This is a genomic window from Nocardia noduli (assembly GCF_019038455.1).
Classification (GTDB): domain Bacteria; phylum Actinomycetota; class Actinomycetes; order Mycobacteriales; family Mycobacteriaceae; genus Nocardia; species Nocardia noduli.
Window position 1 is genome coordinate 41,653 of the sequence record NZ_JAFMPL010000033.1, and the last position, 22,531, is coordinate 64,183.

Below are 22,531 nucleotides of genomic sequence, written 5' to 3' on the forward strand. Positions count from 1 at the left end.
GTCACCTTTGGTTGGAGGGTTCCGATCGTTGCCCGGCGGGTGGCCAGGGGACGTACACCGGGATATAGCGCGCCATCACCGTCGCGCCGAGTGCCGCGACCCCGCCGATGGTCAAGGCCGCCACCGCAAGTGGCGCGGCGGTCGCGAGCGTGCCGATCAGCAGCGGTCCGCCGAACGCGCCGCCGTCGTGGGTGAGACGCCACGCCGCCAGGAATTCCGAGCGGATCGCGGCCGGGGCCACGTCCGCGCCGAGCACCATGATCACCCCGTTGCCGATGCCGTTGCCGATTCCCATCGCGATCGCCACCGCGCCGAGTGTGATCGTCGAATAGGTGAGCGGCACTGCCAGATACGCGACCGAGAGGATGGCCAGCGACGGCACCGCGACGGGACTGCGCCCGAACCGATCCATCAGATGTCCGGCCGGGTAGGCGAAAACCAGTTCCAGCGCCGCTCCTATCCCGAAGAGCAGACTGGCGGTGGCCGCGCCGATGCCGATGTGGTTGGCCCACAGCGGCAGGATCACTTCGCGTGAGGCCCGCGCCGCGCCCATCAGCAGCGATCCCGCGCCGAGGGTGAGAAGCACCCGGTGGTGCAGTCGCCCGACGCCGATCAGCGACAGCGGCGGCGCCGCGACCAGGGCCGGACCGCCGACGCCGGGCAACGGTGTGCGCGCCATCATCCAGCCCGCGAGCAGGAAGGCGACGAACTGCACCGCGAAACCGCCCCTGGTGCCCATCCCGAGAATCGCCAGCGCGCCCAGGAAGGGGCCGACGAAGAACCCCAGTCGCATCGCCCCGCCGAACAGCGACATCGCTCGGGCTCGCCGCTCGAAGACGATGGCCTCGGCCATGTACGTCATCTGCGCCAGCCCCCACACGGCATTGGACAGTCCGACGATCAGCAGCGCCGCGCACAGCACCAACACATTCGGCGCGAGCAGACACAGCAGCACTCCGATCAAACCGACCGTCGTGCCACCGATGGTCGAGGCCCGTTCGCCGACCCGCGCCACCAATTGCCCGGCCGGAATATCGCCGAGTACCTGGCCGAGGCCGACCAGGGCCACCGATAAGCCCGCGACCGCCACCGACGCACCGAGATCGAGCGCGGTGAGTGTCATCACCGGTGCGGCGGCGCCCATTCCGATACCCCGCGCCAGTGTGGGCACGTAGACCGTGAACACCAACGGGCGCAGGGAATCCATCGGCGTGGGTAGCGGTGCGGACTCCGAACACGAGGTCATGCGCTCGCTTCGGTGCGAACTTCGGCGAACTGGCTCTCGACCGCGTCGAGCCCGTAATGCCCACGCAGCGTGTCGGATTCGTAATCGGTCCGGAACAGTCCGCGCTCCTGCAGGATCGGGACGACCTTGTCGACGAAATCCTCCAGGCCGCCGGGCAGATACGGCGGCATGATGTTGAATCCGTCCGCCGCGCCGTTCTCGAACCAGCTCTGCAATTCGTCGGCGATCTGGGTGGGAGTGCCCGCGAAGGACCGGTGCCCGCGTCCACCGCCGAGTTTGCCGATCAGCTGACGCACCGTGAGGTTCTCGTTCTCGGCCAATTCCTTGACCAGGCTGAACCGGCTCTTGTTACCTTCGAATTCGGTGACCTCGGGCAGTGGGGGCAGCGGTGCGTCCAGCGCGTGCTGGGTGAGGTCGACGCCGACCAGTCGTGAGAGCTGACCGAGCGCGTAATCGGGGGAGATCAGATCGGTGAACTCCTGTTCCAGCGCCTTCGCCTCCTCCTCGGTATCGGCGATATAGGGCACCAGTCCCGGCAGCACTTTCAGTTCGTCGGCCGAACGCCCGTATTTGGCCAGCCGTGACTTCAGGTCGCGGTAGAAGGCCTGTCCCTCGGCGAGGGTGCGCTGCGCGGTGAACACCGCCTCGGCGTACCGCGCAGCGAAATCCTTACCGCTCTCCGAGGACCCGGCCTGTACCAGCAGCGGACGTCCCTGCGGGCTGCGCGGGGAATTCAGCGGTCCGCGCACCCGGAAGCGCGGACCGTCGTAATCGATGGTGTGCACCTTCGACGGATCGGCGAAAACGCCTTCCTTCGGGTCGAGCACGATCGCCGACGATTCCCAGCTGTCCCAGAGTCGAACGGCGACATCGACGAATTCCTGAGCCCGTTCGTAACGCCGCGCGTGCTCTGGAATCTCGTCGTAACCGAAGTTCAGCGCCTCGTCCTCACCGGCGGAGGTCACGATATTCCACCCGGCCCGCCCGTGGCTGATGTGATCGAGCGAGGCGAATTTGCGGGCGAGGTTGAACGGCTCGTTGTAGGTGGTCGACGCGGTCGCGATGAGCCCGACCTTCGAGGTGACCGAGGCGATGGCGGCCAGCAGGGTCACCGGCTCGAATACCGCGAGGGTATTGCGTTCGATACGTGGCCCCACCGCGAGTCCGTCGGCGAAGAACACCGAATCGAGTTTGCCGCGTTCGGCGATCCGCCCGAGTTCCTGGAAATGGGCGACATCGAGTACGCGCTGCTCCTCGGTCCGAGGATGACGCCACGCGGCCTCGTGATGCCCGACTCCCATGAGGAAGGCGTTGATGTGGAATTGCTTCGGGGACATGGGTGGATCTGTTTCCTAACCGGTGGAACGAATTGTCAGTGGTTGGATTCGACGCGCCAACGCGAGAACCGGCGTTCGAGAGTGACCAGCAGACCGTTGAACGACAGGCCGAGCAGCGAGATCGCGAGAATGCCCGCGTACATGTTCGGGATCTGGAAATTCTGCTGTGCCGCGGTGATCAGGTAGCCGAGACCGGCACGGGCGCCGACCATCTCGGCGGCCAGCAGCACCAGGATGGAACTCGCCGCGGCCATCCGCAGACCGGTGAAGATGGACGGGATCGCGGCGGGCAGGATCACCTTCTGGAACAGCCGGATCGGCGTCAGCCCCAGTGACACAGCCGATTTGATCAGCAGCGGGTCCACGGTGCGCACACCGGTGATGGTGTTGAGCAGGATGGGGAACACACTCGCGTAGACCACGAGCGCGACCTTGGAGGTCTCGCCGATACCCAGGATCAGGACGAAGACCGGAAGCAGCGCGAGCGCGGCGGTATTGCGGAACAGTTCGAGAATCGGGTTGAGCAGGTCGGCGACCGGCTTGTACCAGGCGATGGCGATACCGAGCGGAACGGCGATCACCAGCGCGAGGGCGAAACCGCTCAGCGAACGATTGAGGCTGGCCGAGACATGGGTCCACATCTCACCGCTCTGCACCAGGTCGATGAAGGCCTGCGCGACCGTGGTGAACGGCGGCAGGAAGACCTTGTCCACCAATCCCACCTGCGGCGCGAACTGCCACAGCAGCAGGAAGGCGACGATCGCGACCAGCGGCTTGGCGATTCGCCACGCTGTCCGGACGATCAGCGCGGCGACGCGTTGCGCCACCGACGGTCCGCGTTCGACGGCCTCGGCCGCCGGTCGAGGAGTGACCGGCGCGATCGCGCGGACCGGCTTCGCGAGGAGTTCCACTGCACTAGACATGGATCGGCCTTTCGGTACGGGATTCGGCGGCGGAGCTTTCGGTGAGCAATTCGCGTTCCTGGCCCTGCGCTCGCTGCACTTCGCTCTGCAACAGCGACCAGATCTCGTGCCGGTAGGAACGGAACGCCTCGGTGGAACGGATGTCCTCGCCGGTGTCGCGCTCGATATCGACATCGATCACGGCCTTGACCCGGCCGGGTCGCGAGGTCAGCACCGCCACCCGCTGACCGAGGTACACGGCCTCGTCGATGCCGTGGGTGATGAACAGGATGGTCTTGCCGGTGGCGCGCCAGATTCGTAACAGCTCGTCCTGCAACGACTCTCGGGTCTGCGCGTCCAGCGCGGCGAACGGCTCGTCCATCAGCAGCACTTCGGGATCGAAGGCCAGGCTGCGGGCGATGGCGACGCGCTGCTTCATGCCGCCGGACAGTTCGTGCGGGTACCGGTCACCGAATCCGGTGAGACCGACCAACTCGAGATATTCGTTCGCCAGTTCACGACGCGCCTTGCGCCGCAACCCCTTCGCCTCCAGTCCGAATTCGATATTCGTGCGCGCGGTGCGCCACGGCAGCAGCGCGTACTGCTGGAAGACGATGCCGCGGTCGAGACCGGGACCGGTGATCGGCGCGCCGTCGAGCAGGATCTGTCCCGACGACGGCTTGCTCAGACCGCCGAGTAGATCCAGCAGGGTCGACTTACCGGAACCACTCGGCCCGACCAGCACCAGGAATTCGCCCTCGCGCAGTTCCAGCGAGATGTCGTCCAACGCGGTGAACTTCTCGTTTGTACCGCGGATCGAGAATTGCTTGCCTACTCCATTGAGCGCGAGTTTCGCTGTCGTGGTACTCATTTGGCAATCGCTTCCCCGGTCGGCCCGCTGGTGGGCTGATACGTTCCGTTGGCGTACGGGTTGAACTTGTTGGTGAACAGATCGGTCGCCTTCAGCTGGCCGTCCTTCAACTCGCCGTTGCGTACCAGCCAGTCGATCCAGATCTGGAGTTCCTTCTCCGCGACCACCGCGCCGGGCACCGGAAGGCCGGAACTGCGCCAGTACTTCAGCAGTTCGGTGTTCTCGGAGCGTCCGCGCTTCTCGATGATCGTCTTGAATCGCGCGACCACCTCGTCACGCGGAGTGAGCTGCAACCAGCGGGTCGCCCGAGCGGTGCCCTGGACGAAATCCTGCACCGCGTCGCTGTTCTCGGCGATGAAGTCATCACGGAAAACGTAGGTGCCGTAGTCGAATTCGCCGAAGATGGCCTTGTCGGTGTAGAGCGGACGGATCCCGCCGCGTTCCACCGCCGTCTCACGGAAGACGCTACCGAGGGTGCCGACCTCGACCTGGCCCTTGCGCAACGCGTCCTCGGTATTGGCGGGCGGCACGACCAGCAGTTGTACCTGCTTGATCTCGGCCTCCGACAGTCCCTGCTGGTGCAACCACTCCCTGGTGATGAACTCGTGGTGCGCGCCGAGGGTGTTGACCGCGACCTTTTTGCCGATCAGGTCACGGGCGGAGGTGATCGGGGAATTCTCCTGCACGAAATATCCGGTGTAGGACTTCTCGTCGGCGCCGTAGGAACTCAGCACCGAGGTGACCTTCGCGCCACCGGAGATCAGTTTCACCACCGCGCCGTTGAAAGCGCTGCCGAATTCGACCTGATTCGTCGCGGCGGCCTGGATATTGGCCGGACCGCTGGTGGTGTCGCCTTCCCACTTCAGCGAGATCTTGCTGAAGTAGCCGAGATCGTCGGCCAATTCGAACGGAGTGACCTGGCCGGTCTGTCCCTGGTAGCGCAGGACCGTCTTGCCGTCGGCGGTCGTGGTGGTTTCGGAGGAGCCGCACGCACTGAGTACGGATGCGCTCGCCAGAACGGTGAGTGCGGCGGCGAAAACTCGGTAGACGCGCCGCGGTGATGCGGTGGAGGCCATAGGTATTCCTTCGAGAAGGCGAGCCGTGCCACCCGAAAAGGGCATGCGGCGGCGACGCCGAGAAATGGGATATTCCCGGTGGGACGGTGTGTTCGGAATTCGGAAGCGGTGCGCCCGTGCGGTTCGGCCGGGCGCGCTACCGCCTCAGCGGCGACAGATCCCGTGCGGAACGCGCATCAGGTCGATCGCGCGGCGGCGGATCAGCGCGGTGCGTATCAACACGTCGAAACCTTCATGAGCTGGGTGGGTGACAGGCGTCGTCCCATGGTGTGGGTCGCGGTGGCGGCGAGACAACAGGCATTCCACATTGTGAAAATCGGGGTGATTTCAATTACCCCTACCTGGTCATCGTCTCTCCGCGACATGTGCCCAGCTAACAGGGACCGACGGCCGGGCAGAAGGGTTGTAATCAGCGGGATTCACGTCGTGGACCCGCTGCCAGGGCCGCCGGTGCTCCCGGTTTCGCACTGATTCGTCGTCCCACGCGGCCGTTCCGCGCCATAGCTCGATGACGTCGAAGGCATGCGCATCCTCAGTGTGGAGCAGGGATCGGAGTGCCCCGAGAAGTACGCGAATTCCTCCACCGAGCACCCTCGAACCAGCGGCCGTCGAAGCGAACAGATACCGAAGTGTGTGCTGCCGAATTTATGATGATCAGGTGGAAGCGGACGACGCGTCCCGTGGGTGTGGCGGGCTGATGTCTTTTGATTCTCCGTTGGTTCGTCCAGCGAGCTCGGACGATTGGCGGGTCTGGCGAGAACTTCGGCTCGAGGCTCTCTCGGCTGCCCCGTATGCCTTCGCGTCGCGGCTCGAGGATTGGCAAGGTGACGGTGACCACGAGGAGCGCTGGCGTGCTCGCCTGAGTATTCCGGGGTCGTGCAACCTGCTAGCCGAGGCGAACGGGCGACCGATCGGAATGGTGAGTGGCTTCCCCGGCCCGGGAGACGGCGTCGTCGAGTTGGGAACGTTGTGGATCAAACCGATGGCCCGGGGGCAGGGGGTCGGCGATCGCCTGGTTCAGGCAGTCGAACAGTGGGCGGTGCGCGGGTGTGCCACGGTCCTGCGGCTCACGGTCTCGCCCGAGAATGAACACGCCATCGCGCTGTACCGGCGCAACGGATTCGATGATGCCGCACGGCCGGGGGATCCTCGAGCCGCCGGGTGGGGGCCGAATTCGATGGCGAAGTGGTTGTGACCGAGCCGTTGACGAATACCCATAGGCGGGATCAGGCGCGCAGCGCTGACGTCATGTTCGGCATCGAATCCTCGCCGGTGCGGAGCGTCTACTGCGGGTGGGTGGAATTCTGGACGACCGTTCCGATGCGGACGGCGATCTGCTGCATCGCGGGCAGGATCTCGCGGATCAGGGCGTCATTGAGGCGAACCGCCCGCGCTTGCACGCTCAGCGCGCCCCAGACCTGCCGGTCCGGGCTGAAGACGGGGACGGCGATCGAGCGGATCGGATCGGCGTCCTCGAATTCGTCGGTTTTGAACTCTTCGAGGGCGAAACCTTTGCGCCGCACCGGATCCAGGTCGGTGCGCAGACCGCAGTCCGCCTGTGAGTAGGCGAGCAGGGCCCGTCCGGTGGCGCTGGAACGCAGTGGTTGACGCAGGCGCGGCAGTTGATGGCGACAGAACAGTACCGGCGGCCTGGCCTGGAAGACGGTGACGGCGTCGCTGGAATCGGCGACGCTGAGGCTGGCGGTGATCTTGATCCCGGCCGCGAGCGCGTACATGTGCGGGGCGGCGGAATCGATGCCGAGGCGGGTCAGGGCGGGCCGCGCCAGGGTGGCCAGGCCGTGGCCGACCCGGTAGCGGTCGGTCAGCGGATCCTGTTCCAGCAACCGTCCCCGCACCAGCGCCTGAGCCAGGCGGTGCGCGGTGCTGACCGGAACTCCGGCCAGATGCGCCAATTGGCTGATGGAGAGTTCGGGATCGTCGCCCTCGAAGCAATTGAGCAGGTGGATGGCCCGCTCGACGGCCTGAGATCCCGAACGCGGCTTGTCGGTGTCGGCCATGACGTCGTCCTCGTATCCCGGTCCGGGCTGCTCCGGACTCGGCGAGAACTGTTCCGCTTCGTCGGCGCGCGGACAACCGTTCGACGCTGGATGCGTCTAATCCGGGTGTCCGCGTGGAAAAGCGGTAGCGGCCGCGCGGGCGAACGGTCACGCTGAGAGAGCTATGAATACGAAAGAACAACCGAACACGAGAGAACAACCGAGACTCGGCGTCGATTTCGGCCGGGTCGTCCAAGGGGCCGCACTGTCCCCGGGCGTGGCGGACACGGTATTCCTGTCCGGGGGATTCGAGGAGGCAATGCGAACCCCGCCCAGTCCCGGTGCCTTCGACGTGCTGCCCCGGCTCGTCGAACTATTCGGCGGCCGCGCCTGGATCATCTCCAAATGTGGTCCGCGCGTTCAGGATCGGACACGACAGTGGCTCGACCACCACGAGTTCTACGACCGGACCGGGCTGTCGCGCGACAACCTCCGTTTCTGCCGTGCGCGCGCGGAGAAGGCACGGCATTGCGCCGAGTTGTTGATCACACACATGATCGACGACCGGATCGACGTGCACGTCGCGTTGCGCGGTCTGGTGCCGAACCTGTACCTGTTCGGTGTGCAGACCGAACCGGCGCCGGACTGGGTCAGCCACACCGTGACCTGGTCGGATGTCGAAAACGCCGTCGAGGCGAGTTTCGCCGCCTGAGCGGTCGGGATACGCGAATTCGAGCGGGCGCGCCGGTGCACGGACGGCGTCACTGCGGTGAATATCGGGCAGGCGGGGCGGTGAACGCGTTCGAGTGGGTGGATCGGTGGCCTGACGCATGTATCCTTTGCGAGGAAGCTTTGTGCCCGGCCTTTCTCGGCGGCGCATTCGGAGTCTGCGGTGGTGATCTCCCCGCAGCGATATGGAGGAGGTGGGGTTGCCATGCGCAGCGAACCTCCGAGTCGAAAGCCGCGCGGCGCCGCTCTTTCGTACTGACCGAGCTTTTCTTCGAACAGCCTTCGCTGTGATCCGGTCGTGAGCGGTCGCCTCGCGGTGTGACTTCGTGTCATCGATTCACCCGTCACTCGTCGCTGTGCTGAGGACCACCCATGTCGCAGACCGATCTCGTCGAAGTACGCCCGACGCTGTCCGAATCTCTCAACGACATCGTCGAAAGTCACCGTGTCGACGCCGCGCTCGACTGGCTCGGCAACCATCCGCCGCACGTCATCGCGGACCAGTTGGCCCGCATGGACGCCGTGCAGGCGGGTGTCGCCTTCCGCCTGCTCGGTAAGGATCTCGCCCTCGCCGTCTTCGAGGAACTCGAACCGGTCGACCAGCAGCAGATCCTCCAGGGCCTGCGCGATCAGAGTTTTCGCGAACTCGTGGAGGGCATGGCCCCCGACGATCGCGCGCGGATGCTGCACGAGGCGCCCGCGAAGGTCGCCAAGAAGGTGCTGGCAGGTCTGAGTCCGCGCGAGCGTCGCATGACGGCCGCGCTGCTCGGCTACCCGGAGGGGTCCGTCGGACTGTTCATGACACCGGAAGTCGTTGCGCTGCCGCGTGATCTGACCGTCGCCGACGCCCTGCACACCGTTCGCGCCAAGGGCACCAACGCCGAGACCGTCTACACGCTCCCGGTCGTGGACGCGGGCCGCAGGCTCATCGGGATCGTGGAACTGCGCGAACTGGTGCTGAGCGAACCCGACACCATGGTGTCCGAACTCGTGGTGACCGAACCCGCCTTCGTGCGGGCGACCGATTCGGCCGAACGCGCCGCGCGACTGATGCGCGAAACCAACGATCTCAACCTGCCGGTCGTCGACAGCGAGGACCGCCTGGTCGGGCTGCTCACCTTCGATGACGCGGTCGAGGTCATCGAGGCCGCCGACAGCGAGGACGTGGCCAAACAGGCCGGGTCCGCGCCGTGGGCCGGGCATTACATGGCCGCCGGCGTGTTCCAGCTCGCCCGCTACCGAGCGCTGTGGCTGCTGCTGTTGCTGCTCGCGGCGACGCTCACGGTGAGCGTCACCGATTTCTTCCAGGGGACCCTGGAACAGGCCGCTCACCTGGCTCTTTTCATCCCGCTGCTCATCGGAGCGGGGGGAAACGCGGGTGCGCAGGCCGCGACGTCGTGTGTGCGCGCGGTCGCGGTCGGCGAGGTGCGCGGCTCGGATCTGTTCAAGGTGATCTGGCGGGAATGCCGCGTCGGACTGGTGCTGGGCGCGATGCTCGCCAGCGCGGGCGTGGTGATCGGCGCGATCTTCGTCGGGACGAAGATCGCCGTCGTCGTCGGTATCACGCTGATCCTGATCTGCGGCTGGGCGGCCACCATCGGCGGCACGATGCCGTTGCTGGCGAAGAAGTTCCGTATCGATCCGGCCGTGGTCTCCGCCCCGATGGTGACCACGCTCGTGGACGCCACCGGTCTCATCATCTACTTCACCACCGCCAAAATCGTCCTCGGCATCTGAATCGACCACTCCGCGCCGGGCCTGCGCGGAGTGGTCGGTCCTTCTCGTTCACAGCGAACTCGCGGCTACGTCCCAGGGTGTGCCGAGTGGCGCCGCATAGCGTCGGTGGTACCGAGACGACGAGTGGAGAGCAGAACATGGGCGCAGCACGCCGCAAGGGCAGGGATGAGGGGGCGCACGAGCACGATCTGGGGCTGGCGCACGATCTGAAGGTGATGGTGTCCCGCAGGCGCGCGCTGTACTTCCTGGGCGCGGCGGGCGCGGCGACGGTGGCGGCGGGTTGTTCCTCCTCCGACACGACGGGTTCGACAGCGACGTCGACGAGCGCGTCATCGGAAACGTCCGCCGCGGTGGCTGCGACTCCGCAGGAAACCGCGGGACCCTATCCGGGCGATGGCTCGAACGGGCCGAACGTCCTCATCGAATCCGGAGTGGTGCGTTCCGATATCAGAACCAGTTTCGGGTCGTATTCCGGAGTCGCGCAGGGAGTTCCGACCGAGATCCGCCTGACATTGCAGGATCTGACGCGCAGCGCCGCGGCGGGCGAGGGCATGGCCGTCTACCTCTGGCATTGCGACAGAGCGGGCAAGTACTCGCTCTACAGCGAGGGAGTCACCGACCAGAACTATCTGCGTGGGGTCCAGGTGGCCGACGCGTCCGGCTCGGTCACCTTCACCTCGATCTTCCCCGCCTGTTATGACGGCCGCTGGCCCCACATCCACTTCGAGGTCTACGACACCCTCGAATCCGCGGTGGCCGGTGCGAACGCCCGGCTGACCTCCCAGATCGCCCTGCCGCAGGATGTCTGCGAATTCGTCTACGCCTACGATTCCGGCTACTCCGCCAGCACCCGCAACATGTCGGGCGTCACACTCGCCTCCGACAACGTCTTCGGTGACGGCTGGGACGCGGAACTGGCGAAGATCTCCGGCACCCCGGCGACCGGCCTCAACGTTTCGCTCACCGTGGGCGTCGCGGCGAAATCGCAGAACACGCAGTCCGGCAACGGTTCCGGACCCGGACCCGGTGCGGGCGGGCCCCCTCCCGGTGGCACACCCCCCGGCGGGCGCCCACCGGGCCGGTGAGGCTCGCGGGCCGTTCTCCCGTGACCGGTCGCCGCGCCGGGATATAGCTGTCGGTACGACGAAGGCCCCGCCGGAGCGAGGCCTTCGTATGCGGAGACGGGCTCAGAACTCCCAGTCCTCGTCCTCGGTGTTGACGGCTTTACCGATGACGTAGCTGGAGCCCGACCCGGAGAAGAAGTCGTGGTTCTCGTCGGCGTTGGGGGACAGGGCCGAGAGGATGGCCGGGTTCACGTCCGTCTCGTCCTTGGGGAACAGTCCCTCGTAGCCGAGATTCATCAGCGCCTTGTTGGCGTTGTAGCGCAGGAATTTCTTGACATCCTCGGTGAGGCCGACTTCGTCGTAGAGATCCTGGGTGTACTCGACCTCGTTGTCGTACAGCTCGAACAGCAACTCGAACGTGTAGTCCTTGAGCGATTCGCGTTCGGCCTCGGAGACCAGCTCCAAGCCCTTCTGGTACTTGTAGCCGATGTAGTAGCCGTGCACGGCCTCGTCGCGAATGATCAGGCGGATCACATCGGCGGTGTTGGTGAGCTTGGCCCGCGAGGACCAGTGCATCGGCAGGTAGAAGCCGGAGTAGAACAGGAAACTCTCGAGCAGCGTGGAGGCGACCTTGCGTTTGAGCGGGTCGTCACCGTTGTAGTAGTGCAGCACGATCTCGGCCTTGCGCTGCAGATTCCGGTTCTCCTCCGACCACCGGAACGCGTCATCGATCTCGCGCGTCGAGCACAGCGTCGAGAAGATGGAGCTGTAGCTCTTGGCGTGCACGGATTCCATGAACGCGATATTGGTGAGCACCGCCTCCTCGTGCGGGGTCAACGCGTCGGGAATCAGGCTGACCGCGCCCACGGTGCCCTGGATGGTGTCGAGCAGCGTGAGGCCGGTGAACACCCGCATCGTCAGCTGCTTCTCGTCGGCGGTGAGGGTGTTCCACGAGGGGATGTCATTGGACACCGGAACCTTTTCCGGCAGCCAGAAGTTGCCGGTCAACCGGTCCCAGACTTCGGCATCCTTCTCGTCGGGCACCCGATTCCAGTTGATGGCCGACACCCGGTCGATCAATTTCATCCTGCCTCCACACCTTTCCGCTGAGCACGCTACCGTCACGGATTCGTCGCCCCGAACACTACTCCTAGTGGGTGACATGTTCATGCAGCACAACACCTTGTGTCATGGTGAAATGTGTCGGAGAGGAGAAACGTCGGGCCACATCGCCTGCGGCACCTCATTGTGCGGTACGTCCGCGTCGGCGCACGCGGGGGTATGCCTTGACCGCCGAATCGATCGCTGAGAACTTGCTGCGCCGCCGCGAAAGTGGTCACGGTGACGGGGTCCGTTTGCCGGAGGTGTCGGGGATCCTCCCGCGTATGTATAGGCATCTATACATACGCGACGCGCTTCCGTCGAATCCGAACGAATTGTCCGATAGCGGAATTCGGACCGATGCGGACCCGGGTGGCGCGGTCGATAACGGGTGGTCAGCCTCGGCCCGCACCCCCGGCACGCGGCGATTCGGCGCACGTCCGGCGGTCGAGGTGAGACAACCGGCGAACCCTGTCCGGCAATGAAGATCACACAACCGTATTGTCGGGTTGCGTACGTACGATACGGCCGTACTGCTGCTGCACGAGGGGGCCCGGCGATGTCCGCACCAACCGATCCGGATATGAACGACCTGCTCGGCAAACTCGCACGGATTCCGAGCGGGCGCCGGAGCAAATGGGTCGTGCTCGGCGTGTGGATCATCGCGTTGTTCGCCCTGTTCCCGCTGGCGGGCAAACTCACCGACGCGCAGCAGAACGACAGCGTGAACTGGCTGCCGGACAGCGCCGAATCCACCCAGGCGTATCGACTGGCGGAATCGTTCGGCAACAGCGAGCAGATCCCGCTGGTGCTGGTCTACGAGCGCACGGGCGGCATCACCGAAGCCGACCGGACGGCGATCGCCGCCGACGCGCGCCGGGCCGCCCAGGTCGAGCACGTGGTCGCGGACAAGATCTTCGGTCCGATCCAGTCCGATGACGGTCAGGCGGTGGAGGTCCTCGTCCCGATCGAGATGGGCGCCGAGGGCTGGAGTCGGCTGGCTGTCGTGGTCGAGGAGATCAAGGACGCGGCGGGCGAACGGCCCGAAGGGCTGTCCCTGCACGCCACCGGTCCCGCGGGATTCGGCGCCGAATTCGGTGAGGCCTTCGCGCAGATCGACGGCCTGCTGCTGTACGCGGCCGCGGCCGTGGTCATCGTGATCCTGCTGCTCACCTACGGCCCCATGCTGTGGGTCCTGCCGCTGCTGGCCGCGGGTTTCGCGCTGATGATCGCGCAGGGGGCCGTCTTCGGGGCGACCGAAGTCGGTCTGACCATGAACGCGCAGAGCCAGGCGATCCTGGCCGTTCTCGTCTTCGGCGCGGGCACCGACTACGCGCTGCTGCTCGTGGCTCGATATCGCGAGGAATTGTGTCGTCACGAGGACAGACACGAAGCCATGGCCGTCGCGCTGCATCGGGCCGGACCGGCCGTGCTCGCCAGCGGTGTCACCGTCATCATCGCCATGCTGGCGCTGCTGGTGGCGGAATTGAACTCGACCAAGGGCATCGGCCCGGTCTGCGCGATCGGCGTCGCCGTCGCGTTGCTGGCCATGCTCACCCTGCTGCCCGCGCTGCTCGTCATCGTCGGCCGGTGGATCTTCTGGCCGCGCCACCCGAGTTTCGGAAGCGTCAATCACACCGAATCCGGAATCTGGGCCAGGGTCGGATTCGCCGTCAACCGTAGGCCGCGCACGGTGTGGATCGGCACGGCGCTCGCGCTCGGCGCGCTGGCGCTGGGAACCATCGGCCTGGAGTCCAACGGCATCGCGAACAAGGACGCCTTCGTCGGGAGTTCCGAGGCGGTCGACGGAACCGAAGTCCTGGAACGGCATTTCGACGCGGGCACCGGTAACCCCGTCATCGTCATCGGTCAGGCCGCGCGCGCCGACGCCGTCATCTCGGCGCTGCGGTCGACCGAGGGCATCACCGCCACCGCCCAACCGGTGGTCAAGGACGGACTGGTCTACGTCGAGGGCACGATGGCGGATCCGCCGGACAGCCAGGCCGCCGACGACACCGTCGATCGGGTACGCGCCGCCGTGCACGTGGCCGACCCCGATGCCAAGGTCGGCGGGCAGACGGCGGTGCTGCTCGACATCAAACGCGCGGTGTCGCACGACAACAAGGTCATCGTGCCGTTGGTACTCGCCATCGTCATGGTGATCCTGATGCTGCTGCTGCGTTCGGTGCTCGCCCCGGTCCTGCTGACCGGCACGGTGGTGCTGTCCTATTTCGCCGCGCTCGGATTGAGCCGCTGGATCTTCGACCTGCTCGGATTCGAGGGCACCGATCCGGGGCTTCCGCTGCTGGCCTTCGTCTTCCTGGTGGCGCTCGGCATCGACTACAACATCTTCCTGATGTCGCGGGTGCACGAGGAGGCGGCCAAACACCGCACCAAGGCCGGCGCGCTGATCGGACTCGCGGCCACCGGCGGCGTGATCACCTCGGCCGGACTCGTGCTTGCCGGCACCTTCGCGGTATTCGCGACGCTGTCCGTGGTGAGTTTCGCCCAGATGGGCATTCTCATCGCCCTCGGCGTCCTGCTCGACACCATCATCGTGCGGTCGATCCTGGTCACCGCGCTGACGCTGGATATCGGCGACCGGATCTGGTGGCCGAGCGCGCTGTCACGCCCGGGCGCGGAGGCGAAGGCCGAACCCGAGGCCAGCCTGATCGACTGAGCCTCCGGTTCTGTCGGTGACGTTTCAGTCGGTGACGTAGCCGTTGAGCGTGCCCCGCAGATCGAACAGCAGGGCGCGCGCGGCGGTGAGCCCGTCGCCGTTCCAGACCGAATCCTCGACGGCGAAGACGCGGTGGTCGGTGGCGGCGCCGAGATCCTTCCATTCGTCGGTGCGCAGGACCTTCGCGCCGTACTCGCGTCCGTCCTCGCCCGCGAAGTCGACGTAGATGATGTCGCCCTCGGCCCGGGTCGCGAATTCGTCGGAGGTGATGTCGGCGGAGGCGCCGCGTTGCGCGGTTGGCCGCTGCACACCCGCGTCGGCGAGCACCTGACCGGCGAAACTGTCGTTGCCCTGGATCCGGACGGCGCCGGGGGTGAAGCGCAGCACCGAGGCCTGACTCTGGTTGGCGGCGATGGAATTACCGACCTCGCGCGCTTCGATGCGGTAGTCCTCCAGGGCCCGGCCTGCGGCACCGCGCCGGTTCATACCCGCGGCGAGGGCGGTGAACTCCGCCTGCCAGCTCGTGGAATCACCGACGAGAACGGTGGGAGCGATACGCCGCAACCCGTCGAAACTCGCTGTCGGGGCGGGGGTTTCGCCGAGTATGAGATCGGGCTTCAGTTCGGCGATCTTCGCGAGATCGGGCTGTCCGGTCGCGCCGACCCCGGGGATCTCGGTGACGCCGTACCCGAGATATTCGGGCTGGGGGCGCGGTCCGTCCAGGGTCGCCGCGCCGACGACGCGTTCCCACAGGCCGAGCGCGCACGCGGCGTCCAGCGCCGAGGTGCTCAGGACGACGATGCGCTGCGGATCGGCGGGTACGTCGCTGACACCGGAGGCGTGGGTCACCGACACGGTGCCGCCCGCCTGATCGGGCGCGCTCGGCAGCGGGCAGGCCTTGGAGGTGTCGCGGTCGAGTCCGACCACGCCCGCGCCCGCGATATTGGTGGTGGTGCGGATGATCGAACTCGGATCGTCGGTCTGCCCGGCACAGCCTGCGAGCGATAGCACGGCACAGGCCGCTGCCACGGCGGCCGTGCCGTATCGGGTGGCGGTTGTGCGATTTCGGATGGTTACGAGTGCGCTCACCGGCATGCGAGCGAGGGTACATTGCCGGATCGCGCCGCTCCGAGTCGGCGGGCCGGGCGGTCGGTGCCCGGCTCCCGACGCGCGAGGCGTTCCGGGAGCCGGGCACAGAAACCGATCACACCACGTCGCCGCCCAGGCTGAAACGCGCTCCGGTGGCATCGGCGACCGAGGCCATGCGGCCGTACGGGGTGTCCTCGGCCGGGGCGAGAATCGTGCCGCCGAGTTCGACCACCTTCGCGACGGCCTTGTCGACATCGTCGGCGCCGAAGTAGACGGTCCAGCCCGCGGGGGCCCCTTCGGGCAGGACCGAGGCATCCATGACACCGCCGCGCATCGGGCTCATCGAATGGATGGTGGTGTAGCGGAATCCGGGCTGTTCGGGCATGGCGAGGGTGTCGTCCCAGCCGAAGACATCGCGATAGAAGTCGAGTGCCTTCTCGTAGCGCCGCGAATGCAGTTCGAACCAGGACGGAGCGCCGTCGTGATCGCGCCATTTCCCGTCGTTGACGATGGCGGTGGTCTCGATGCCGGGAAAGGTACCCGCCTGCCAGATGCCGACGCCCGCCTCGCCCGGATCGCCGAGCACCGCCATCACCCCGAGATCGCCCACATCCATCGGCGGGACGACGACCGTGCCGCCGTGCGCCGCGGCCTTTTCCGCGGTGGCGCGCGCGTCGGGCGAGGCCAGGTAGACCGTCCACTGATCCGGGCCCTGCGGGCTGTCGGGCATCTTGCCCATGCCGCCCGCGACGGCCTTGCCATTCTTACGGAAGGTGATGTAGCCGCCGAATTCCGGTCCGCCACGTTCGGCGGTCCAGCCGAAGAGTTCGCCGTAGAAGGCGATGCTGCGGTCGGGATCGGCGGTGTAGATGTCGACCCAGACCGGGTCGCCTGCCTCGGGGTGCTTCATGGTCGGTCTCTCCTTGCAGGTCGTCGAACACTGGTAGGGGTGGAGACGTCATCGAGGGTCGGAACTCATCGGTGCACGATAGGTCGGGTTCCGCGGCGGCTGGCACTTTCGTTGTCTCTAACGAAATACGACAGAGAGTAGGACCCGCGCGGACCGACGGGGCTGCACGGTTTACGATCACATGAGCGCAAGCGAACTGTCGTCTGTTCCGGTCACGGAATGGATCCAAGCAGCGGAGCCTGCAAAGCGACCTACAGGCATCTTCAGGAGGATCAGTGACTGCGGTAGAGCCCAGACCAGTCCCTCAGTTGGAAGCGACTCGACCGTATCCGGCTCGGACCGGGCCGAAGGGTTCTTTCCTGTACAAGATGGTCACGACGACCGACCCCAAGGTCCTCGGCGTCATGTACCTGGTGACCGCGACGAGCTTCTTCCTCATCGGTGGTCTGATGGCGCTGCTCATGCGTGCCGAGCTGGCGCGCCCGGGCCTTCAGTTCCTCTCGACCGAGCAGTTCAACCAGCTGTTCACCATGCACGGCACGATCATGCTGCTGTTCTACGCGACCGCGATCGTCTTCGGTTTCGCCAATATCGTGCTGCCGTTGCAGATCGGCGCGCCCGACGTCGCCTTCCCGCGACTGAACGCCTTCAGCTACTGGCTGTACCTGTTCGGCGCCAGCATGGCGACCGCGGGTTTCATCACCCCCGGCGGCGCCGCGGACTTCGGCTGGACGGCGTACGTGCCGCTGACCGACATCCTGCACTCGCCCGGTGTCGGCACCGACCTGTGGATCCTCGGCCTGGCGGTCTCCGGTCTGGGCACTATCCTCGGCGGCGTCAACATGCTCACCACCGTGGTCTGCCTGCGCGCTCCCGGCATGACCATGTTCCGCATGCCGATCTTCACCTGGAACATCGCCGTCACCAGCGTGCTCGTGCTGCTCGCGTTCCCGCTGCTCACCGCCGCGCTGTTCGGCCTCGCCTACGACCGTCACCTCGGCGGGCACATCTACGACCCGGCCACCGGCGGCATCCTGCTGTACCAGCACCTGTTCTGGTTCTTCGGCCATCCCGAGGTGTACATCATCGCGCTGCCGTTCTTCGGCATCGTCTCGGAGATCTTCCCGGTCTTCTCGCGTAAGCCGATCTTCGGTTACACCACGCTGGTCTACGCCACGCTCGGTATCGCCGCGCTGTCGATCGCGGTGTGGGCGCACCACATGTACGCCACCGGCGCGGTGCTGCTCCCGTACTTCTCGTTCATGACCTTCCTGATCGCGGTGCCGACCGGCGTGAAGTTCTTCAACTGGATCGGCACCATGTGGCGCGGTCAGTTGACGTTCGAATCGCCGATGCTGTGGTCGCTCGGCTTCCTGGTGACCTTCCTCTTCGGTGGTCTGTCGGGCGTCATCCTGGCCTCGCCGCCGCTGGACTTCCACGTCACCGACTCGTACTTCGTCGTCGCGCATTTCCACTACGTGCTCTTCGGCACCATCGTGTTCGCCACCTTCGCGGGTATCTACTTCTGGTTCCCGAAGATCACCGGCCGCATGATGGACGAGCGCCTGGCGAAGTGGCATTTCTGGACGACCTTCATCGGCTTCCACACCACCTTCCTTGTGCAGCACTGGCTGGGCGCGGAGGGTATGCCGCGCCGCTACGCCGACTACCTGCCCTCGGACGGTTTCACCACGCTGAACACCATCTCCACCATCGGGGCGTTCATCCTCGGCAGCTCGATGCTCCCGTTCATCTGGAACGTCTTCAAGAGCTTCCGCTACGGCGAGGTCGTCACGGTCGACGATCCGTGGGGTTACGGCAACTCGCTGGAATGGGCGACCACCTGCCCGCCGCCGCGGCACAATTTCTACGAGCTGCCGCGCATCCGCTCCGAGCGTCCCGCGTTCGAACTGCACTACCCGCACATGGTCGATCGCATGCGGGCCGAGGCCCACGTCGGCTGGGGTTCGGGCAAGCACGCCACCGACGTCCACGAGGGCGCGGTAGCCACCAAGTAGGGCCCTGGCTCATCCGGCCGCGGCTCGGGGTCACGGACCCACGCGGTCGTGCCGCGCACTAGGATTCGTACGACGAGTGTGCACCCGCTGGTCATCCAGCGGGTGCACACTCGTTTGGTGAGGTAGAAGCCCCGAATGGTAGCGACAACGGTGACGCGGCACAGGGAGAGGGCGTACAGGACTTGGAGCACATCGACTTGGCTGACACCATCGTTCTCGTCACCGTGACCGGACCGGACCGACCCGGCGTGACGTCGGTACTGCTCACGGCGATGTCGAAACATCACGTCAGCCTGTTGGACGTGGAACAGGTCGTCATCCGCGGACATCTGACCCTCGGCGTCCTCGTCACCTGCCCCGGCGATCCCGAATCGTTGCAGGACCAGGTCGAGGAAGCGATGAGCACCGTCGGCATGCACGTCGACGTCGACGTGGACGCGCGCATCGGCAGGCAGCCCATGTCGACCCACGCGGTGGTCGTTCTCGGCAGCCCGGTCACCGCGCACGCCTTCAGCGCCGTCTCGCGACAACTCGCCGTCCTCGGCGCGAATATCGACACCATTCGCGGTATCGCCGACTACCCGGTGACGGGTATGGAACTGATGGTCACCGCGACCGACACCGGCGCCGACACGGATTCGCGGCTGCGCACGGCGCTGGCCGAGGTCGCGGTGGCCGAGCAGATCGACGTGGCGGTGGAACGGGCCGGACTGGCGCGCCGGAGCAAGCGCCTGATCGTGTTCGATGTCGACTCGACCCTCATCCAGGGCGAGGTCATCGAGATGCTCGCCGCGCACGCGGGAGTCGAGGAACAGGTCAGGGAAGTCACCGAAGCGGCGATGCGCGGCGAGATGGATTTCGCCGAATCGCTGCGTCAGCGGGTGGCCACCCTGGCGGGCCTGGACGAATCGGTCATCGAAGAGGTGGCCGATCGCATCGAGCTCACGCCGGGCGCCCGTACGACCATCCGCACCCTGCGCCGCATCGGTTTCCGGTGCGGTGTGGTGTCGGGCGGCTTCCGTCAGGTGATCGAGCCGCTCGCGCACGAGCTGGAACTGGATTTCGTGAAGGCCAACACCCTGGAGATCGTCGACGGCAAGCTGACGGGCCGGGTCGTGGGCGAGATCGTCGACCGGGCCTTCAAGGCGACGGCCCTGCGCGCGTTCGCCGCCGAGGCCGGTGTCCCGATGGAGCAGACCGTCGCGGTCGGTGACGGCGCGAACGATATCGACATGCTCAACGCGGCAGGCTTGGGCGTCGCGTTCAACGCCAAACCCGCGCTGCGCGAAGTCGCCGACGCGGCGCTGTCGCATCCGTACCTGGACGCGGTGCTGTTCATCCTTGGTGTGACCCGCGACGAGGTCGAAGCCGCGGACGCCAGGGACGGCGGAGTGCGCCGGGTGCCGATCGTCGGCTGAACGCGGGCCGTCGTCCGACTTGCTCGAAATCCACACGGCGCGAGCCGATTCGGTCCATGATTTTTTCCAGGCCCGAGTCGGTAGGCTCGGGTGGTCGGCCATTCGGTGATGCGGAGGGTGGGTTGCGGGAATCCTCGTGTTGTCGCGCTGCCGCCGTCGCCGGATGTCGAGACGGCGAGGCGGATCGCGTCGGGGCAGTTCGACGTCGAATCGGCCCATCGCCGGGAATGCGGCGGGGGATCGCCCGCTTGTGTTGGAGTACGCGCGGCCGTGGGACCACGGTGTGGAGCCCGCGCGGAAGTTCACGTCGACGCAAGGTGGAGTGAATGAGTGATCCGGACAGCGCTACCGGGACCCGGGGCGGCACGACATCGGTGACCGAATACGACGCACCCTTCGGAACGGAATGCGATCCCTACGATCCCTCGGCCGGATTCGAGGCGTTCCGCGTGCGGCACGCGGAATTGGCGCGGGGTTACGGGGGCGCGGGTGATCCCGACGACCCGGATCAGGTGCAGGCCATGCAGATGGTGTTGCACCTGCCCAAGGCCGATCCGCCCCCGCGCAGTGCCCTGCTGGCCGCTGCCGCCTCGTCGGTGGTCGCGCTGTGCCTGGACGAGCGGGTGGGGCCGGGAGGACCGTGGGAGGACCGATATCTGGCCTGGAAGAACTCGCGCATCCGCAAGGTGGCCAGGCGTGCCCGAGGCGCGCAGTGGGCGGCGGCCGACGGGGTGGACGGCGTCACCGTCGAGGTCGACGGTGTCGCGGCGCGGGCGCTGGTTCCCGGTGCGGTCAGCACCGTCGACCCGCGGATCAGGCGGTTGCAGATCGGCGGCACCGATATGGACCACGATGAACCGGGAGCGCCGGACCCGGATCTTCCGGTGCTGTGGATCAATTCGAAGTTGGGGATGACGGTGGGCAAGGCCGCCGCCCAGGTCGGCCATGCCAGTATGTTGCTGGTGGGCGCGCTTTCGCCCGAACTCGCCTGGCGCTGGGCCTCGATCGGCTACCGTTGTTCGGTGCGCGAGGCCGATCCGGTCCGCTGGCGGTCGCTGGGGCGACGGGTGTCGGAGGGGTCGGCGGTGGCGGTACGCGACGCGGGTTTCACCGAAATCGCTCCGGGTTCGCTGACGGTGATTACGCTGCCTGCCGAGACCTGGTGACGGCGACGTCACCCGATTAACGAAAGGCGCGCGGTAGGCGATCAGTCCGTGATCCCGGACTCCGGGTTCGGTCCCGGGGAATTCGGGTACCCGTCCATTGAGACCGCTCCGGAGGAGGTCGACGTATGTCCACTCTGATGCTCGTTCTCGTTGCTTGGTTGGTGCTCTCGTTTCCACTGGCGCTACTCGTCGCCAGGATGTTCCGGTCCCACGGTGGCCCTCCGGTCGGTCGCGAGCGGATCGCTCGCCCGGCCGAAGGGCCTCGCCGCCGCCGATCCCGTGCGCGAATGCCACGATCCGAACGTCCGGCGTGGGTCGGGCGGGCATCCACGGCCCATGTGAGCCAAGATGGAGCGCGTGCCACAACCGGATCCCGATCTGCTCATTGACTTCTCCGAAGTGACAATCCGACGTTCGGGTCACACCCTCGTCGGTCCGGTCACCTGGCAGGTCGAGCTCGACGAACGCTGGGTCGTCCTAGGACCCAACGGCGCGGGCAAGACCTCCCTGCTCCGCATGGCGGCCGCCGAGGTGCATCCGACCTCGGGAATAGCGCATCTGCTCGGCGAAGTGCTCGGCAAAACCGATGTGGGCGAATTGCGCCCGCGTATCGGACTGTCCTCCGCCGCGGTGGCGAGCCGCGTGCCGCGTGACGAGAAAGTCAGAGATCTCGTGGTGTCGGCGGGATACGCGGTGCTCGGCCGCTGGCGTGAGCGCTACGACGACGTCGACACCGACCGCGCCATCGATATGCTGGAAAGCCTCGGCGCCGAACATCTTTCCGATCGCACCTACGGCACGCTGTCGGAGGGCGAGCGCAAACGGGTGCTGATCGCGCGTGCCCTCATGACCGACCCGGAACTGCTTCTGCTCGACGAACCGGCCGCCGGGCTGGATCTCGGTGGCCGTGAGGAATTGGTGGAGCGGCTCGGCGATCTCGCCGCCGATGCCGACGCGCCCGCCATGGTGCTGGTCACCCATCACGTCGAGGAGATCCCGCCGGGTTTCACCCACGGCCTGCTGCTCAACGAGGGCGAGGTCGTCTCCCAGGGTTTGCTGACCGATGTTCTGACCTCCGAGAACCTCAGCGACGCCTTCCGTCAGTCGATCACCCTCGACCGGGTCGACGGACGGTACTTCGCCCGCAGGAGTCGTCGGGCGGGTAAACACCGCTCGCGATGAGGGGAGCC

Annotated in this window: 18 protein-coding genes; 9 read left to right on the plus strand and 9 right to left on the minus strand. The window is 66.3% G+C overall.

The genetic code is table 11. The annotated features are described in order from the left end of the window. Position 1: 1 nt before the first annotated feature. The 5 genes from JZ792_RS19515 to JZ792_RS19535 are packed head-to-tail and all read right to left on the minus strand — an operon-like array spanning position 2 to position 5,432. On the minus strand, positions 2–1,207 hold the full coding sequence (locus tag JZ792_RS19515) for an MFS transporter (RefSeq protein ID WP_216911998.1): 1,206 nt from the start codon (positions 1,205–1,207) through the stop codon (positions 2–4). 35 nt (positions 1,208–1,242) lie between these two features. Then, positions 1,243–2,583 carry an LLM class flavin-dependent oxidoreductase gene (locus JZ792_RS19520; protein WP_216912000.1) on the minus strand — a complete coding sequence of 447 codons (1,341 nt, stop codon included), beginning with the start codon at positions 2,581–2,583 and terminating at the stop codon, positions 1,243–1,245. A 35-nt stretch (positions 2,584–2,618) separates the two neighbouring features. Then, positions 2,619–3,506, minus strand: a complete 888-nt coding sequence (locus tag JZ792_RS19525; protein ID WP_216912002.1) for an ABC transporter permease — start codon at positions 3,504–3,506, stop codon at positions 2,619–2,621. After that, the gene (locus tag JZ792_RS19530) at positions 3,499–4,356 is read right to left on the minus strand and encodes an ABC transporter ATP-binding protein (RefSeq protein ID WP_216912004.1); all 858 of its coding nucleotides are present in this window, start codon (positions 4,354–4,356) and stop codon (positions 3,499–3,501) included. The genes JZ792_RS19525 and JZ792_RS19530 overlap by 8 nt, the downstream gene beginning before the upstream one ends. Next, positions 4,353–5,432, minus strand: a complete 1,080-nt coding sequence (locus JZ792_RS19535; protein ID WP_216912006.1) for an ABC transporter substrate-binding protein — start codon at positions 5,430–5,432, stop codon at positions 4,353–4,355. The genes JZ792_RS19530 and JZ792_RS19535 overlap by 4 nt, the downstream gene beginning before the upstream one ends. Before the next feature lie 697 nt (positions 5,433–6,129). On the opposite strand from JZ792_RS19535, the gene JZ792_RS19540 reads away from it, so the two are divergent. Next, positions 6,130–6,627, plus strand: a complete 498-nt coding sequence (locus JZ792_RS19540) for a GNAT family N-acetyltransferase (RefSeq protein ID WP_254190050.1) — start codon at positions 6,130–6,132, stop codon at positions 6,625–6,627. An 88-nt stretch (positions 6,628–6,715) separates the two neighbouring features. Here the strand turns inward: JZ792_RS19540 and JZ792_RS19545 are convergent, their stop codons facing one another. Next, positions 6,716–7,450: an IclR family transcriptional regulator gene (locus tag JZ792_RS19545; protein WP_216912010.1), complete on the minus strand. Its 735-nt coding sequence runs from the start codon at positions 7,448–7,450 to the stop codon at positions 6,716–6,718. Between the two features lie 163 nt (positions 7,451–7,613). On the opposite strand from JZ792_RS19545, the gene JZ792_RS19550 reads away from it, so the two are divergent. The 3 genes from JZ792_RS19550 to JZ792_RS19560 all read left to right on the plus strand — a co-directional run bounded on the left by JZ792_RS19550 (position 7,614) and on the right by JZ792_RS19560 (position 10,980). Continuing rightward, complete coding sequence (locus JZ792_RS19550) at positions 7,614–8,141, plus strand: hypothetical protein (RefSeq protein WP_216912012.1); 528 nt, start codon at positions 7,614–7,616, stop codon at positions 8,139–8,141. A 389-nt stretch (positions 8,142–8,530) separates the two neighbouring features. After that, on the plus strand, positions 8,531–9,895 hold the full coding sequence (gene mgtE / locus JZ792_RS19555; protein WP_216912014.1) for a magnesium transporter: 1,365 nt from the start codon (positions 8,531–8,533) through the stop codon (positions 9,893–9,895). Between the two features lie 137 nt (positions 9,896–10,032). Next, the gene (locus JZ792_RS19560; RefSeq protein WP_216912016.1) at positions 10,033–10,980 is read left to right on the plus strand and encodes a dioxygenase family protein; all 948 of its coding nucleotides are present in this window, start codon (positions 10,033–10,035) and stop codon (positions 10,978–10,980) included. Between the two features lie 102 nt (positions 10,981–11,082). Here the strand turns inward: JZ792_RS19560 and nrdF are convergent, their stop codons facing one another. Next, a complete protein-coding gene (gene nrdF, locus JZ792_RS19565) occupies positions 11,083–12,045 on the minus strand; it encodes a class 1b ribonucleoside-diphosphate reductase subunit beta (RefSeq protein WP_109528146.1) in 963 nt (320 codons plus the stop codon). A 574-nt stretch (positions 12,046–12,619) separates the two neighbouring features. On the opposite strand from nrdF, the gene JZ792_RS19570 reads away from it, so the two are divergent. Beyond that, positions 12,620–14,740 carry an MMPL family transporter gene (locus tag JZ792_RS19570; RefSeq protein ID WP_216912024.1) on the plus strand — a complete coding sequence of 707 codons (2,121 nt, stop codon included), beginning with the start codon at positions 12,620–12,622 and terminating at the stop codon, positions 14,738–14,740. A 24-nt stretch (positions 14,741–14,764) separates the two neighbouring features. Here JZ792_RS19570 and JZ792_RS19575 read toward each other — a convergent pair whose 3' ends face one another. Then, the gene (locus tag JZ792_RS19575; RefSeq protein WP_216912026.1) at positions 14,765–15,835 is read right to left on the minus strand and encodes an ABC transporter substrate-binding protein; all 1,071 of its coding nucleotides are present in this window, start codon (positions 15,833–15,835) and stop codon (positions 14,765–14,767) included. Positions 15,836–15,944: 109 nt separating this feature from the next. Then, complete coding sequence (locus JZ792_RS19580) at positions 15,945–16,739, minus strand: VOC family protein (RefSeq protein WP_216912028.1); 795 nt, start codon at positions 16,737–16,739, stop codon at positions 15,945–15,947. A gap of 275 nt (positions 16,740–17,014) precedes the next feature. On the opposite strand from JZ792_RS19580, the gene ctaD reads away from it, so the two are divergent. From ctaD to JZ792_RS19600, 4 genes are all read left to right on the plus strand, one after another. Beyond that, complete coding sequence (gene ctaD / locus JZ792_RS19585) at positions 17,015–18,757, plus strand: aa3-type cytochrome oxidase subunit I (RefSeq protein WP_216912030.1); 1,743 nt, start codon at positions 17,015–17,017, stop codon at positions 18,755–18,757. 197 nt (positions 18,758–18,954) lie between these two features. After that, positions 18,955–20,175, plus strand: coding sequence for a phosphoserine phosphatase SerB (serB, locus tag JZ792_RS19590; RefSeq protein WP_254190052.1), 1,221 nt, complete (start codon positions 18,955–18,957; stop codon positions 20,173–20,175). A 326-nt stretch (positions 20,176–20,501) separates the two neighbouring features. Next, complete coding sequence (locus JZ792_RS19595) at positions 20,502–21,341, plus strand: peptidyl-tRNA hydrolase (RefSeq protein ID WP_216912032.1); 840 nt, start codon at positions 20,502–20,504, stop codon at positions 21,339–21,341. A 348-nt stretch (positions 21,342–21,689) separates the two neighbouring features. Further along, entirely contained in the window at positions 21,690–22,523 is an 834-nt protein-coding gene (locus JZ792_RS19600) for an ABC transporter ATP-binding protein (RefSeq protein ID WP_216912034.1), read from the plus strand. Positions 22,524–22,531: the final 8 nt, after the last annotated feature.

What these genes read in the sequence shown, in the direction of transcription:
- JZ792_RS19515 (WP_216911998.1), bottom strand. Translation starts at nt 1,207, where the DNA reads ATGGATTCCCTGCGCCCGTTGGTGTTCACGGTCTACGTGCCCACACTG.
- JZ792_RS19520 (WP_216912000.1), bottom strand. Translation starts at nt 2,583, where the DNA reads ATGTCCCCGAAGCAATTCCACATCAACGCCTTCCTCATGGGAGTCGGG.
- JZ792_RS19525 (WP_216912002.1), bottom strand. Translation starts at nt 3,506, where the DNA reads ATGTCTAGTGCAGTGGAACTCCTCGCGAAGCCGGTCCGCGCGATCGCG.
- JZ792_RS19530 (WP_216912004.1), bottom strand. Translation starts at nt 4,356, where the DNA reads ATGAGTACCACGACAGCGAAACTCGCGCTCAATGGAGTAGGCAAGCAA.
- JZ792_RS19535 (WP_216912006.1), bottom strand. Translation starts at nt 5,432, where the DNA reads ATGGCCTCCACCGCATCACCGCGGCGCGTCTACCGAGTTTTCGCCGCC.
- JZ792_RS19540 (WP_254190050.1), top strand. Translation starts at nt 6,130, where the DNA reads ATGTCTTTTGATTCTCCGTTGGTTCGTCCAGCGAGCTCGGACGATTGG.
- JZ792_RS19545 (WP_216912010.1), bottom strand. Translation starts at nt 7,450, where the DNA reads ATGGCCGACACCGACAAGCCGCGTTCGGGATCTCAGGCCGTCGAGCGG.
- JZ792_RS19550 (WP_216912012.1), top strand. Translation starts at nt 7,614, where the DNA reads ATGAATACGAAAGAACAACCGAACACGAGAGAACAACCGAGACTCGGC.
- mgtE (WP_216912014.1), top strand. Translation starts at nt 8,531, where the DNA reads ATGTCGCAGACCGATCTCGTCGAAGTACGCCCGACGCTGTCCGAATCT.
- JZ792_RS19560 (WP_216912016.1), top strand. Translation starts at nt 10,033, where the DNA reads ATGGGCGCAGCACGCCGCAAGGGCAGGGATGAGGGGGCGCACGAGCAC.
- nrdF (WP_109528146.1), bottom strand. Translation starts at nt 12,045, where the DNA reads ATGAAATTGATCGACCGGGTGTCGGCCATCAACTGGAATCGGGTGCCC.
- JZ792_RS19570 (WP_216912024.1), top strand. Translation starts at nt 12,620, where the DNA reads ATGTCCGCACCAACCGATCCGGATATGAACGACCTGCTCGGCAAACTC.
- JZ792_RS19575 (WP_216912026.1), bottom strand. Translation starts at nt 15,835, where the DNA reads ATGCCGGTGAGCGCACTCGTAACCATCCGAAATCGCACAACCGCCACC.
- JZ792_RS19580 (WP_216912028.1), bottom strand. Translation starts at nt 16,739, where the DNA reads ATGAAGCACCCCGAGGCAGGCGACCCGGTCTGGGTCGACATCTACACC.
- JZ792_RS19595 (WP_216912032.1), top strand. Translation starts at nt 20,502, where the DNA reads ATGAGTGATCCGGACAGCGCTACCGGGACCCGGGGCGGCACGACATCG.
- JZ792_RS19600 (WP_216912034.1), top strand. Translation starts at nt 21,690, where the DNA reads ATGGAGCGCGTGCCACAACCGGATCCCGATCTGCTCATTGACTTCTCC.